12 protein-coding genes and 1 pseudogene are annotated in these 13,981 nt (G+C 53.0%); all 13 read right to left on the bottom strand.

What is annotated here, in order from left to right; genetic code table 11:
* Positions 1–127, bottom strand: a pseudogene (locus EOE65_RS18150) (cell division protein FtsA); the annotation flags it as partial.
* Complete coding sequence (locus tag EOE65_RS12660; protein ID WP_127694682.1) at positions 127–948, bottom strand: cell division protein FtsQ/DivIB; 822 nt, start codon at positions 946–948, stop codon at positions 127–129. The gene EOE65_RS12660 and the pseudogene EOE65_RS18150, both read right to left, overlap by 1 nt.
* A complete protein-coding gene (locus EOE65_RS12655) occupies positions 945–1,895 on the bottom strand; it encodes a D-alanine--D-alanine ligase (RefSeq protein WP_127694681.1) in 951 nt (316 codons plus the stop codon). Before EOE65_RS12655 ends, EOE65_RS12660 begins: the two co-directional genes overlap by 4 nt.
* Positions 1,892–3,337, bottom strand: coding sequence for a UDP-N-acetylmuramate--L-alanine ligase (murC, locus tag EOE65_RS12650; protein WP_127694680.1), 1,446 nt, complete (start codon positions 3,335–3,337; stop codon positions 1,892–1,894). Before murC ends, EOE65_RS12655 begins: the two co-directional genes overlap by 4 nt.
* Complete coding sequence (murG, locus tag EOE65_RS12645) at positions 3,334–4,413, bottom strand: undecaprenyldiphospho-muramoylpentapeptide beta-N-acetylglucosaminyltransferase (RefSeq protein ID WP_127694679.1); 1,080 nt, start codon at positions 4,411–4,413, stop codon at positions 3,334–3,336. Before murG ends, murC begins: the two co-directional genes overlap by 4 nt.
* 3 nt (positions 4,414–4,416) lie before the next feature.
* Positions 4,417–5,607, bottom strand: a complete 1,191-nt coding sequence (gene ftsW, locus EOE65_RS12640; protein ID WP_127694678.1) for a putative lipid II flippase FtsW — start codon at positions 5,605–5,607, stop codon at positions 4,417–4,419.
* On the bottom strand, positions 5,604–6,962 hold the full coding sequence (gene murD, locus EOE65_RS12635; RefSeq protein WP_127694677.1) for a UDP-N-acetylmuramoyl-L-alanine--D-glutamate ligase: 1,359 nt from the start codon (positions 6,960–6,962) through the stop codon (positions 5,604–5,606). Before murD ends, ftsW begins: the two co-directional genes overlap by 4 nt.
* A gap of 8 nt (positions 6,963–6,970) precedes the next feature.
* Complete coding sequence (gene mraY / locus EOE65_RS12630) at positions 6,971–8,053, bottom strand: phospho-N-acetylmuramoyl-pentapeptide-transferase (protein ID WP_127694676.1); 1,083 nt, start codon at positions 8,051–8,053, stop codon at positions 6,971–6,973.
* A 5-nt stretch (positions 8,054–8,058) separates the two neighbouring features.
* Positions 8,059–9,426 (bottom strand): UDP-N-acetylmuramoyl-tripeptide--D-alanyl-D-alanine ligase, encoded by a 1,368-nt coding sequence (locus tag EOE65_RS12625; RefSeq protein WP_127694675.1) that lies wholly within the window; start codon positions 9,424–9,426, stop codon positions 8,059–8,061.
* Positions 9,423–10,910 (bottom strand): UDP-N-acetylmuramoyl-L-alanyl-D-glutamate--2,6-diaminopimelate ligase, encoded by a 1,488-nt coding sequence (locus EOE65_RS12620; RefSeq protein ID WP_127694674.1) that lies wholly within the window; start codon positions 10,908–10,910, stop codon positions 9,423–9,425. Before EOE65_RS12620 ends, EOE65_RS12625 begins: the two co-directional genes overlap by 4 nt.
* A gap of 2 nt (positions 10,911–10,912) precedes the next feature.
* Positions 10,913–12,637 carry a peptidoglycan D,D-transpeptidase FtsI family protein gene (locus tag EOE65_RS12615; protein WP_127694673.1) on the bottom strand — a complete coding sequence of 575 codons (1,725 nt, stop codon included), beginning with the start codon at positions 12,635–12,637 and terminating at the stop codon, positions 10,913–10,915.
* Positions 12,627–13,022, bottom strand: coding sequence for a cell division protein FtsL (ftsL, locus tag EOE65_RS12610; RefSeq protein ID WP_127694672.1), 396 nt, complete (start codon positions 13,020–13,022; stop codon positions 12,627–12,629). The genes EOE65_RS12615 and ftsL overlap by 11 nt, the downstream gene beginning before the upstream one ends.
* A gap of 7 nt (positions 13,023–13,029) precedes the next feature.
* On the bottom strand, positions 13,030–13,971 hold the full coding sequence (gene rsmH / locus EOE65_RS12605; protein WP_127694671.1) for a 16S rRNA (cytosine(1402)-N(4))-methyltransferase RsmH: 942 nt from the start codon (positions 13,969–13,971) through the stop codon (positions 13,030–13,032).
* Positions 13,972–13,981: the final 10 nt, after the last annotated feature.

The following is a 13,981-nucleotide window of genomic DNA, read 5'->3' as shown; positions in this document are numbered from 1 at the left end:
CACGGGAGGGGTGCGAACCGATACCCACCACCTCGAGCTGGCCATCTGGACGCACATCAGCCACTAGGCAAACCACTTTGGAGGTGCCAATGTCTAACGCGACTATCATGTTGTGTTCATTTTCCATTATTTTGCTTCCTCGGCCAGCGCCTCTGTAGGCTCTGGCAACCAACTCACCGCTGCACCATTCGTGTAGCGAATATCAATCTGTTCAATCCTATCAGCCACCGCTACAAGCTCGGCCTTGTAGAGATAGATAAACCGCCGTAACCGTGCTTTCGTGTCCTCTCGACCAACAATTACGCGGATACCATTGTCTAACTTTACCTGCCACGCTCCGCGCTTTTCTAACGACAAAGCGACCATTTTCAAGCTCGCATCCTGAAACAACCGGCTTAAATCATGGTACTGCGCCATCAACAACTGCGTCTCTGTAGCCGGCCCATCTAGCTGCGGCAATTCGCCATACTGTTGCGGGCTATCGGGCCAGAAAATATCACCCTGATGGTTCAGCAACCCTTTACTTCCCCAGCGCGCCACCGGGCGCTGCTCTTCAATGACCACCTCTATTGCTGGCGGCCAAACCCGCCGAACCTGTGCTTGGCGCACCCAAGGATGCTCTTGAGCACGATCTTGCAGGGCGGCGATGTCTTGCTCAAGCAGGGGCGCAGAGATCGCACCCGCAACGCTGCTGGCGAGCGCTTGTCGATCTAAATACTGCGCATCCCCAACAACACGAACCTCGCGAATGGGCTGATCCAAATAACTGCGCCCCGCATCGAAACAGATTCCTACTACCCCTGCAAAAAGCCAGAATCCCACCAGTACGGTTAGCGGGCGCCAATACCAATCGCCATCTGCAGTCGCCGTAGCCTGATCTTGGGATACGTGCGCCGACGGGATCGCATCCTGATCATAAACATTAAGCTTCTGCAGACTGGCACTCATGCACAGACACCATCCAAAATGGTAACCACCAGCTCTTCAAAGCTCATCCCAGCGCGCTCTGCCGCCATCGGCACTAAGCTGTGATCTGTCATGCCAGGCAAGGTGTTCACCTCAAGCAGATAAAACTCACCCGCTTGATCTTGCATCAGATCAACACGCCCCCAACCACGACAGCCAATGGCATCAAACGCATTGAGCGCAATATCTGCAAGCTCACTATTTTGTGCACCTGACAGCGCATTATCGAAGTAGTAGCCCGTATCATTGGCTTCATACTTGGCGTTGTAATCGTAAAAGTCATGCGGTGTTTCCAAGCGAATCGCCGGAAGCGTTTGGCCGTTTAATACTGCAACGGTGAACTCCACCCCTGTTACCCACTTTTCAGCAATAACGCTGGTATCGTACTGGGCGGCATCTTGCCATGCAGAAGTTAACTCAGCGAGGCTATTCACCTTGTGCATACCAATACTGGAGCCTTCGTGAGCAGGCTTGACCATCAACGGAAAACCAAGTTGGTCAGCACACGGCGCCAAATCGTCTGCTGTTTTCAACACACAAAAAGGTGGCGTTGGCAGACCAGTACCGACAAATAGCTGCTTACTACGCAGCTTATCCATGCCTAAGGCTGAAGCCGATACACCGCTGCCCGTATAGGGGCGCTTAAGCGTTTCTAGCAAACCTTGAATCGTACCGTCCTCACCGCCACGACCATGCAGTGCGAGGAAAGCACAATCGTAGTCTGCATCACATAGCTGGCGTACTGGATCCAAATCATCCGCATCACCACACAGGTCGATGCCGAATGCATCAACACCTGCTCGCTGCAGTGCCGCCAGCACAGCTGTACCACTTTTTAACGACACCGGGCGCTCAGCTGAGTTACCGCCATATACAACGGCTACCCGCCCAAAGCGCGCCAACTGCTCTTGAGATGCTTGATAACTCATTCTGCCGCCTCCGTGAGATCAAGGCCTGACAGGCGGTGGGCAAGTGCGGTGATATTTCCAGCTCCTTGGGTTAATAACAGGTCACCCGGCTGCAACATATTATGCAAAAGCGCTGTAACCTCTTCGGCATCTTTTACATAGACAGGATCAACAGATCCACGCTGTCGAATACTGCGGCACAGACTGCGACTATCGGCACCTGCGATTGGTTCCTCACCAGCAGCATAAACTTCCATTAATAATAATGTGTCCACGCCGGAGAGAACTTGCACGAAGTCCTCGTAAAGATCACGAGTACGAGTGTAGCGATGCGGCTGATTAATCATCACTAAGCGCTTCTCTGGCCACCCGGCCTTAACCGCTTTGATTGTTGCTTCAACTTCACGCGGATGGTGACCATAATCATCCACCAGCATCACTTCTCCGCCAGGGACGGTTATCGGCGGTAAAACTTGGAAGCGACGCCCTACCCCTTGGAACTCTTGCAAGCCAGCACAGATTGCGTCATCTGCAATGCCTTCGTCCGTCGCAACAGCGATGGTAGCCAGCGCGTTGAGCACATTGTGTTCACCCGGCATGTTAACCACGATATCAAGCGGCTTGTGGCCATCCGGACGCATAGCGGTGAAGTGCGTATGCATACCCTGCTGGCGAATATTCTCAGCACGGTAGTCGGCCCCTTCGTTGAGTCCGTACGTCACCACAGGCCGGCTGACCGCTGGTAGAATCTCACGCACAACCTCATCATCGGTACACAACACGGCGAGCCCGTAGAACGGTAGGTTATGCAAGAAGTCGATGAAGGTTTGCTTCAGTTTATTGAAGTCGCCACCGTAGGTATCCATGTGGTCGGCATCAATGTTTGTGACAATGGCAACCATGGGCTGCAGATGCAAAAACGATGCATCACTCTCATCCGCCTCGGCGATGAGGTAGCGGCTAGCCCCCATACGAGCATTCGTGCCCGCACTATTTAAACGGCCACCAATCACAAATGTCGGGTCTCGATCACCCTCGGCAAACACTGAAGCAAGCAAGCTCGTTGTGGTGGTTTTTCCGTGTGTTCCCGCAACAGCAACGCCATGGCGATAACGCATCAGTTCTGCCAGCATCTCCGCACGACGCACCACCGGAGTACGTGCACTGCGCGCAGCACTCACTTCAGGGTTTTGATCATCAACAGCACTGGAGATCACCACAACATCAGCACCGCTCACATTATCTTCATGATGCCCAATAAAGACTTTGGCTCCCATCTTTTGAAGACGTTCAGTGGTTGCTGATGCTTTTATATCTGAACCGGTAATCGCATAGCCTTGGTTGCACAGTACTTCCGCGATACCGCACATGCCGACACCGCCGATGCCAACAAAGTGGATCACTTTAATACGGCGCATCTCTGGCACTTCGTATACGGTGGGCCCTTTTGCTGTCTTTGTCATTTCATACTCTCCAGACAAACCGCAGCCACGGCAATCGCGGCATCTATGCGTGCAACACTCTGGGCTTTTTCTCCCATCGCTTGCAGTGTTTCCCGGTCTGCTTCTGCTGTTAGTAGTTGTTTTATATCGTCTGTATTGAGCTGTGCTTGCTGTTTTAGCCATGCACCACCCACTTCAACCAAATAGCGCGCGTTTGCTGTTTGGTGGTCGTCCACGGCGTGGGGGTAAGGCACCAGCAACGCCGGAACACCAGCGGCCGCTAACTCACTGACGGTTAATGCGCCTGCCCGGCAGATAACAAGATCAGCCCACCCATAGGCTTGTGCCATATCATCAATAAACGCGGTAACCTCTGCGGTAACACCTCGCTGTTGATAGGCGCTTTGTGTGGTCTCTAAGTCGTGGCGGCCCGTCTGGTGACGCACCACAGGGCGCTGTGTTTCGGGTAGTTCGGCGATCACATCAGGGATCAAGGTGTTCAGCGCTCGCGCACCTAAACTGCCACCTACGACCAACAAACGTAGTGCGCCAGAACGCTCTGCATAGCGCTCACGCACAGGAGGTAACGAGAGAATATCCTCACGGACAGGGTTGCCGATTCCAACGCGGCTATGACCGGCTGGGAAGGCACCACTAAAGGCTTCAAGCACTTGATGTGCGATTCGCGCTGATACTCGGTTAGTCAAACCTGCAACGGCATTCTGCTCATGAATAACCAAAGGAACACCGCTCAGCTTGGCGGCCACGGCACCCGGCCCCGACGCGAAACCGCCCATGCCCAATACAACACTCGGCTTCACGTGGCGTACAACCTTCCAAGCCTGATAAACCGCCTTGACTAGTTTAAAAGGCGCGAGCAGCAAGCTCCTCAGCTTACCTTTTCCGCGCAAGCCCTGAACATCGATCGTATGCAGCTTAATACCGGCATCAGGCACAATACGCGCTTCGATACCTCGCTCAGTACCAATCCAATGGATCTCGATTCCTTGCTTCTCCAACTCACGAGCCGTTGCCAGTGCTGGGAACACATGCCCACCTGTTCCGCCTGCCATGATGAGTGCTGTACGTTGCCCCATTCGCTATGGCTCCTTACCTGAGGCCAGCGCATTTACCGAAAAACGCGACCTTTTAAGTTCATAATCAATACGCAATACAATGGCGATCATCGCGCTGCACACTAACAAGCTACTGCCGCCATAGCTGAGTAGCGGTGCAGTAAGCCCTTTAGTGGGCAATGCACCCACATTAACACCAATATTGATCAGCGCTTGGCCAGCAATAATGAGCCCAAAGCCATAGGCGACATAACCTTTAAAAAACTCGCCCTGCTTCTCAGCTTGGCGTCCGACTAAAAAGATGCGCGCTATCAATATGGCGTACAGCACCACAACAAAAAGAGCACCGAGCAACCCAAGCTCTTCGGCCAATACTGAGTAAACGAAATCGGTGTGAGCTTCCGGTAGGTAGAATAGCTTTTGAACGCTATTACCCAGCCCGGTACCAAACCACTCGCCACGACCAAAAGCGATTTGCGCTTGAGATAGCTGATACCCTGCACCGAACGGGTCTGCCCAAGGATCTTGGAATGATTTTAAACGTGCTAAACGATAAGGCTGCGCAATAGCCATGACCGCCACTAAGCCAACCGCGCCGATCAACACTGTTAGAAACTGGAACAAGCGCATGCCACCTAGGAAAATCATTCCCATCACCGTGGCCATCAAAACCACTGCCGCGCCGTAATCAGGCTCCAGCAATAGCAGGAAAACAAAAAATGCGAGCGGCAGCACAGGTTTTACAAACCCTTTCCAGCTACTACGTACCTCTGATAAGCGTCTAACAAGGTAACCTGATACATAGATCACCATGCAGAACTTCGCGACCTCAGAGGCTTGCAAGTTGATCGGCCCCAAACTGATCCAACGCTGGCTACCGTTAACCGCGCGTCCGATACCGGGAATAAGCACAATCACGAGTAGAATAGCGCCTAGCAAAAGCAGCCAAGGCCCATACTTTTCCCAAAAGCTAATTGGCAAACGCACCACAATCGCTGCCAATATGATGGCGAGCACAATGTAGATGCCGTGGCGTAGCGAAAAGAAGAAAGCACCGCCGAACTTCGCCGCCGCAACATCCATCGACGCCGATGTGATCATAATGAAACCTGTTAACACGAGCGCGATCGCTGCCCCCAATAACCAAGGGTCAAACGGCACTACACTGCGCTCTGGCAGCGCGTACCAGCTTTTCAGACCGCGCGTCGCGTTCATAATGCCGCTACCGCCGCTACCGCCGCGACAAAGGCGTCACCGCGTGCGCCATAGCTCGTAAACATATCGAGGCTAGAACAAGCAGGCGAGAGCAAGACGACATCACCGGGCTCAGCCAACTGGCACGCTAGCGCTACGGCAGCTTCTAAAGACGCAACATGGCTCACGGGCTGACCGCTAAGGGCCGCCTCGATGCGCGTTGCATCTTTGCCGAGTAACAGGGTGTGGCCGACATAGCGCTGAATCGGTGCTAGCAACTCATCAAACTCAGCACCTTTGCCATCGCCACCAGCGATCAAAATAATGTTATTGCCCGCCGGTAACTCTGGGCCCAAGCCTACTAGGGCTGCAACGGTGGCGCCGACATTGGTTCCCTTAGAGTCGTTGTAATAGGTCACGCCCTCTTTTTCTGCAACCCATTGGCAGCGATGCTCTAAACCTGGGAAGACACGCAAGGTTGCTAGCATAGGCTCTAGTGGCAACCCAGCTAACTTGCCTAGCGCCAATGCCGATAGCGCGTTAGCCACATTGTGACGCCCCGGCATACGGATCTCAGCGACCGGCATCAGCTTGTCTGTACCCAAAGCTAACCACTCGCCCGCATCATCTTCGATTAGACCAAACACCTGCGGCTCTGGCGTTCCTAGACGATACCCCCACAAGGGAACTCCCATAGGCAACAGCGGATGGGTGAGTATGTCATCGCGGTTTTCAACAGCGTTTTCACAGCCACGAAACACTCGATGCTTAGCTTGGTGATAAGCCTGCATACCGGAATAACGATCAAGATGATCTGGGCTCACATTCAAAACCGTCGCCACCTTCGCCCGCAGATCGTTGGTTGTTTCCAATTGAAAGCTGGAAAGTTCCAACACGCACAGGTCGATAGGCGAGCCATCTAGCATATCTAAAACCGGCGTACCTAAGTTTCCACCAACAGCCACGTTTAGGCCCGCCGCTTTTGCCATCTCCCCCACTAAGGTCGTGACAGTGCTTTTTGCATTGGATCCGGTGATTGCGACAATCGGTGCGTCCACCTGCTGACAGAATAGATCGATATCTCCGCTCAGCTTCACGCCACGGGCAACTGCGCGCTGTATTGCAGGATCCATTTGGCAAACGCCGGGGCTTAGCAGGATATGAGTGGCGCCCGCAAATGTCTGATCTGTTAGCGGTCCAAGGTGCAGAGCAACATTGGGGTAATCTGCGCGCAACGCCTCAAGGTTAGGCGGTGCTTCGCGCGTATCCGCCAAAGCGAATGCTGCACCACGCTTTTGAAGATAGCGCGCGCAGGACAGCCCGGTTATCCCCAGACCAATCACCACATAGCGCGTATCCGATGCGATCAGACCCATATGATCTCCTAACGTACTTTTAGCGTAGCTAAACCAATCAACACCAAGACCACCGTAATAATCCAGAAGCGCACGATAACGCGTGGTTCCGGCCAGCCTTTTAACTCAAAGTGATGATGAATCGGCGCCATGCGAAAGATTCTTCGCCCCGTGAGCTTGTACGATGCCACCTGTAAAATGACCGAAACGGTCTCCATGACGAAGACACCGCCCATAATGACGAGCACCAGCTCCTGGCGCACAATCACAGCCACAGTACCCAACGCTGCGCCCAGTGCTAGCGCGCCCACATCGCCCATAAAGACCTGAGCGGGGTAGGTGTTAAACCATAGAAAGCCTAAACCTGCGCCGACAATAGCGCCGCAGAAAACAATCAGCTCGCCAGATCCGGCGATATAGGGAATATGCAGATAGTTGGCAAAATCCACACGTCCTGAAAGGTACGCAAAAACGGCTAGGGCACCAGCCACCATCACGGTGGGCATGATCGCCAGACCATCAAGACCATCGGTCAAGTTGACCGCGTTTGATGTCCCCACGATAACGAAATAAGTGAACACAATGTAAAAGATGCCAAGTTCAATCATGACATCCTTGAAGATTGGCACAATAAGTTGTGTTTCGGCAGGACTTTGCGCCGTCGCATACAGTACCGTTGCAGCACCGAAACCGCCCACAGACTGCCAAAAGTACTTCCACTTCGCTGGCAATCCGCGAGAGTTTTTCTCAACAACTTTACGCCAGTCATCAACCCAGCCAACGGCACCAAAGATAGTAGTCACAATCAAGACAACCCAAACGTACTTATTGCTAAGGTCTGCCCACAACAGCGTGCTAATTGCGATAGAGAGCAAGATCAACGCACCACCCATGGTAGGCGTACCCGATTTGCTCAAGTGAGATTGCGGGCCGTCATCACGAACTGACTGGCCTATCTGTTTCGTTTTCAGATAGTTGATCAATATAGGACCGGCAAACAACGATAACCCAAGCGCCGTTAGTACGCCCAAGATGCCGCGCAACGTAAGGTACTGGAAAACGGTAACAGCAGAGAAATACTGGGAGAAAAACTCCGATAAAATTAATAGCATCGGGGCTACACCTCCGCTCGCATGTTCACAACGACCTGCTCCATCGCTGCACTACGCGACCCCTTTACTAACACTGTCATATCTGAATGAGCCAACTGACTTAATTCCTCTACCAACTGTTCTTTGCCTGCAAAGTGCTGAGCACCTGAAGGCCTCTGTTCTTCGTAAGCCATCTTGGCGTGCACTGATAATTCACCGACAGTAAAAAGATGCTCAATACCTTGCTGCGCAGCGTATGCACCAACTTGTGCATGAAGTTGCGCCGCATCGGCGCCGAGTTCGCCCATATCTCCGAGCACTAAGACACGCTCGCCCGGCAACTCCGCTAACATACTGATTGCCGCTTTGACTGAACCTGGATTAGCGTTGTAGGAGTCGTCTACCAAGCGGCAGCGGTTAACCCCTGTTTCTAAACGCATCCGCCCCGCAACCGGCTGAAATGCAGCTAGACCTCGCGCAACCGAGGCTAGACTGCGCCCATCAGCCAGCGCCAGTGCCGCGGCGGCTAACGCGTTTGATACGTTGTGCTGCCCCATAATCTTTAGCTCAACTGAGGCTTCACCCTGCGGTGCACAGAGTACAAAGCGGTAACAACCATTCGCTGACAACTGAATATCACGCGCATGATAGGTTGCTTTCGTATCCTGCTGCGAGAAGGTAACCACCCTCTTTTGTCCCAAGCGGGTAAGCCAATCTGCGTGATGAGGGTCATCAATATTGACCACCCCAATCCCATCATCCGCGAGTCCATCGTAGATTTCGCCTTTTGCCGTCACCACGCCTTGCAAACTACCAAACCCCTCTAGATGAGCACCCATGGCATTGTTAACCAGCGCGAGATGAGGCTTCGCTAAACCTACGCTATAAGCGATCTCGTTAGGGCCACTTGCGCCCATCTCAATCACGGCAAATTCATCTTTAGGTTGCAGTTCGAGCAGCGTCAGCGGCACACCGATCTCGTTATTCAGGTTCCCACGTGTTGCGAGCGTTTCACCTGATTCACGCATGATAGCCGCCAACATCTCTTTAACTGTCGTTTTTCCGCTACTACCAGTGATTGCATACAACCGGCCGGAAAAAAGCTGACGATTATAAGCGCCCAGCGCGCCTAATGCGATACGTGTATCGTCTACTACGAGTTGCGGCACATCCAGTGGTAGCAAGCGCTCCACAACGAGCGCAACGGCCCCGTTAGCAACGGCTTGATCAGCAAAGTCATGCGCATCGAAACGCTCACCACGCAGCGCCACAAATAATGCCCCTTGCGGCAAAGATCGGGTGTCCGTGCTAACCGCGTTTACGCTAATATTTTCGCCCTCCAGCCGAGCAGAGAGCGGTGCGACTAGTTCACTCAACGAAAGCGCTCGCATCATATGGCTAATCCTCCTTTGAGAAGTGCCAGAGCGACTTCCTGATCACTGAAATGGTGCTTAACACCCTGTATCTCTTGATAGTCTTCGTGCCCTTTACCGGCAATCAGAATAAAGTCGTCGGCACCTGCTTGCTCAATCGCCATCCCAATGGCAGCCGCCCGATCAACGTTATACTGAACTGACGCCAGATCGCTAAAGCCTGCGAGAATCATATCGATAATATCTTGAGGCACCTCAGAACGCGGATTGTCACTGGTAACAATGACATGATCTGCTAACGCTTCTGCGACTTTTGCCATATCCGCACGCTTACCGGTATCTCGGTCGCCGCCACAGCCAAACACAACCCACACGTTAGCACTGCAGTGAAAACGACTTGCTTGAAGCGCTTTCTCTAGAGCATCAGGAGTGTGAGCATAATCAACCAACACAGTAGGCTTTGCAGGTACAGATAGCAGCTCCATGCGTCCAGGTACCGCGTTCACTGTTGTAGCCGCTGCTGCCACTTGCTCTGCGGTATAACCCATGCCGAGCAGCATCGTGGTAACTAAGCTCAGGTTAGCGACATTAAAACGCCCAATCACCGCAGAGGTGATCGCGATCTTTTGGCCGCCAGACTGGAGAGAGAACGATACGCCATCCGCATCAAGATGAACGTTTTCAACACGGTAGTCCGCGCCTGAGTGCTCGCCTACACTCTTAACCATCAGCCCACGGGCACTTAAATCGCCGAGTAGCATCGACCCGTACTCATCGTCCGTGTTAATCACTTTAACCGGCGCATCGTAATCCAAAAACAAGCGCGCTTTTGCGGCGCCGTATTCTGCCATGGTGCCGTGATAGTCTAAGTGGTCCCGGCTGAGGTTAGTGAAGCCCACGGCATCAAACTGCACCCCAGCTATCCGAAATTGATCAAGTGCATGTGAACTTGCCTCCATCACCACCGCTTCTGCACCTTGCTCTAGATACTGCGCTAAACACTGATGCAAACTGATAACATCAGGCGTGGTGTGTGATGCGACTTCAAGCTGGCCAAGAAAACCGTTTCCGACGGTTCCCAGCACAGCGGTTTTAACGCCCAAGTTTGACAACATCTGCGCAGCAAAATGCGCACACGACGTTTTGCCGTTGGTACCCGTGATCGCCAATACGCGTAACTGTTCGCTTGGAGCACTTAGCATATCGCTCACCCAAGCGCCGGTAGCTTTGGCTAACTCATCAACAGTGAAGACCGGTATCGTCAGGGCTTCTGGCAGCGGTAGATTTGCGTTATCACTATCAATGACTGCTGCCACCGCGCCCTTTTCTTGCGCCGCAACGAGGTAGTCAATACCACGATGATTAACGCCATCTCGCGCCACAAAAAGCGCACCCGCACTGACCTTGCGGCTATCAATGGCGATACCCGTCACTTCAAGATCGGCATACGCTGCTCCGATCTCGACGATACCGAGTTGAGTTAACGTCTTGGGGATAAAATTCAAACCTAATTTCCCGCTACTTGTTGCTGTTTACTTTCTGGCCACTTGTCAGGCGCAACATTTAAGATGCGCAGCGCATTAGCCGATACCCTCGAAAATACAGGCGCCGCCACTTCACCGCCGTAATACTCCTGGCCTTTCGGATTATCAACCATGACAACCACAACCAAGCGAGGGTCAGACACCGGCACAATACCGGCGAAGAATGATATATATTTATCGTCTGCATAGCCTGTGCTTAGCACTTTATGCACCGTGCCGGTCTTACCTGCCGAGCGATAACCATGCACAGCCGCTCGGCGGCCTGTGCCGCCTGGGCGGGTCACTGTTTCCATCATCTCAAGCACTGAGTCAGCAATATACTCAGGCATGACACGCCGGCCAGTAGGCATTTCGTGTTGTTTTAACAGTGTGGCGGGTAAAGCCACACCACCATTGGCCAGCGGTATATAAGCCTGCGCGAGCTGTAACGGTGTGACAGACAGACCGTAGCCGTAGGACATCGTAGCGCGCTCCACAACGCGCTTCGCTGGATAAAACGGCAGACGCCCAGTTCGCTCCCCCGGAAACCCCGTCTCCGTCACCTGTCCCAAACCGATATTGTGTAACAAGTTGCGAACCGACTCAGGCTCCATGCTCAACGCAAGCTTACTCACGCCGATATTACTGGACTTGGTGATAATGCCAGTCAGATCTAGCTCACCATAGTTACGGTGGTCGCGAATGGTGCGCCCTTTGATGCGCATAAAACCGGGTGAAGTATCGACAATAGAATCCGCTTGATATTGGCCACTCATCATCGCTGCTGCGACAGTCAGTGGTTTCATTGTGGAGCCGGGCTCAAAGGTATCGGTCACGGCACGGTTACGCAGCCCATTCCCATCCACTTCACTGCGGTCATTTGGGTTGTAGGCAGGCTGATTCACCATCGCTAACACTTCTCCAGTGCGCGAATCTAGGATTACCGCAGAGCCCGAGTCTGCTTTGTGAGACGTGACAGCCGCTTTCAACTCGCGATAGGCCATGTACTGAATACGCAGATCAAGGCTGAGCTGCACATCCTTGCCCGGTTTCTCCGACTCGATCGATTTGATGTGCTTAATTGTGCGCCCAACGCGGTCCTGCATCACCAGCTTTCTGCCGGGTTCTCCCCGTAGCCAGTCGTCAAAGGCCAGCTCCAACCCCTCTTGCCCGTTGCCATCAATGCCTGTGAAGCCAACCACATGAGTCGCAACTTCACCCGCTGGGTAATAGCGCTTATATTCGCGATCAACATGCACACCGGGTACTTTTAGGTCACCAATCTGATCTGCAAGTTCAGGCGTTACTTGACGCTTCAAATAGATAAACCGCTTATTGGCTTGCTTAGCCACCCGAAGCGTCTCTGCCAGATCAGCACGCGGCATATCCAAGAGCGTTGCCAAGTACTCTAGAGAGGGATGAAACGAGTCGGAACGAGCAGGATCGGCCCATATCGTCGCCACCGGCGCACTGACAGCCAGTGGCTCGCCATTACGATCACTCACAATACCGCGGTGCGCAGGAATTAACGTGGTGCGCAAGCTACGCGCATCCCCTTGGCGCTGCAAGAAATCTTGATCTAGCGTATAGAGCGATACGAGCTTAGTAACAATACCACCGCCCACGAGCACCAACAGCACAAAGACGAAACCCAAACGCCAGCCACGCGCAGCCGCCGACAGGCGGATATCCTCTTGCTTAGCGCTCATATTGGACGATCTCGACATGGTCTGGTGAGGGAGTCGCCATCTTTAACTGCTGAGTGGCTAGCTGCTCCACGCGGCTATTCGCGCCTAACGCACTTTGTTCCAGCAATAACTGACCCCACTCCACTTGAATTTCATCCCACTGCTGGATCAACTGTTGTTGATCATTAAAGAGGCGACGATACTCAAACGCGGAGTAGATCACACTAAGTGCACTAAACACCACCAGCACGGTTAACAATGCAGAGACAACCAATGGGCGCACCACGGCATCAGCAGGCAGTAAAGACTCCTTCACCTGCGCTTGTGCCTGTGGTTTAGGTTTGGATTGCGCGCTTCGCTCTGGCTTAATCCAAACGCCTAATTTGTCTCCAATTGAAAGATCCATGTAGTGGCTACTTTAACTTGGTTGCAACACGCATAACGGCGCTACGTGACCGCGGGTTATGATCAACTTCGCGCGCCGACGCTCTAGACATTTTGCCAACCGCCTTTAAACGCTTGTTGAGCATATCGTCAGTAATTGGAATACCCGGCGGCAGGTGCTCATCCCCTTTTACATACTTGCGGATAAAGCGCTTCACGATGCGGTCTTCTAACGAGTGGAAGCTGATAATCACCAAACGCCCACCCACCTTTAACGCTTCGAGCGAATGCTCTAGGCAGTCCTCAAGGTCTTGCAGCTCTCGGTTGATATGAATACGAATGGCCTGAAAAGCACGTGTTGCCGGGTGTTTACCCTTCTCCCACGCAGGGTTAGCGTCAGCAACAATCTTGGCGAGTTGAGCCGTTGTTGTGATGGGCGCTTCCTGGCGAGCGGCGACGATAGCTTTCGCCATCCGGCGGCCAAACTTATCCTCACCGTAGGTAAAGATCACATCAGCGATTTCTGCCTCAGAAGCGTGAGCGAGCCATTGCGCGGCGCTTTCACCCTGAGTGTTGTCCATCCGCATATCGAGGGGGCCATCGGCCTGAAAGCTAAAACCCCGCTCAGGGTCATCAAGCTGTGGAGAACTCACGCCAAGATCCAGCAAAATACCATCGACACTGCCAAATTTGCCGCGTGCTTGAGCAAACTCATCCAGTTGAGCAAACGAGCCGTGCGCAATCTCAAATCTTGGCTCATTGGCGAACCTCTCTTGAGAGTGAGCAATCGCTTCTGGGTCTTTATCGATCGCCATTAAACGACCAGCGTCAGACAACTCATTCAAGATAAGTGATGAGTGCCCGCCACGGCCAAACGTGCCGTCGATATAAAAGCCATCTCGGTCCTCAACGAGCGCATTCACCGCTTCGTCCAAGAGCACAGTAATATGTTGATATGTTTCTTCTGTCACCAAAGTGGCT

The sequence above is a fragment of the Neptunomonas marina genome (assembly GCF_004005935.1).
GTDB lineage: Bacteria > Pseudomonadota > Gammaproteobacteria > Pseudomonadales > Balneatricaceae > Neptunomonas > Neptunomonas marina.
The sequence above is the reverse complement of the archived record's forward strand: the minus strand, read 5'-3'. Positions and strand labels throughout refer to the sequence as shown.

Excerpts from the sequence above, each read along its gene's own strand:
- mraY (WP_127694676.1), bottom strand. The coding sequence starts at position 8,053 with ATGCTATTAATTTTATCGGAGTTTTTCTCCCAGTATTTCTCTGCTGTT.
- EOE65_RS12615 (WP_127694673.1), bottom strand. The coding sequence starts at position 12,637 with ATGAGCGCTAAGCAAGAGGATATCCGCCTGTCGGCGGCTGCGCGTGGC.
- murC (WP_127694680.1), bottom strand. The coding sequence starts at position 3,337 with ATGACAAAGACAGCAAAAGGGCCCACCGTATACGAAGTGCCAGAGATG.
- EOE65_RS12655 (WP_127694681.1), bottom strand. The coding sequence starts at position 1,895 with ATGAGTTATCAAGCATCTCAAGAGCAGTTGGCGCGCTTTGGGCGGGTA.
- murG (WP_127694679.1), bottom strand. The coding sequence starts at position 4,413 with ATGGGGCAACGTACAGCACTCATCATGGCAGGCGGAACAGGTGGGCAT.
- ftsL (WP_127694672.1), bottom strand. The coding sequence starts at position 13,022 with ATGGATCTTTCAATTGGAGACAAATTAGGCGTTTGGATTAAGCCAGAG.
- murD (WP_127694677.1), bottom strand. The coding sequence starts at position 6,962 with ATGGGTCTGATCGCATCGGATACGCGCTATGTGGTGATTGGTCTGGGG.
- ftsW (WP_127694678.1), bottom strand. The coding sequence starts at position 5,607 with ATGAACGCGACGCGCGGTCTGAAAAGCTGGTACGCGCTGCCAGAGCGC.
- EOE65_RS12625 (WP_127694675.1), bottom strand. The coding sequence starts at position 9,426 with ATGATGCGAGCGCTTTCGTTGAGTGAACTAGTCGCACCGCTCTCTGCT.
- EOE65_RS12660 (WP_127694682.1), bottom strand. The coding sequence starts at position 948 with ATGAGTGCCAGTCTGCAGAAGCTTAATGTTTATGATCAGGATGCGATC.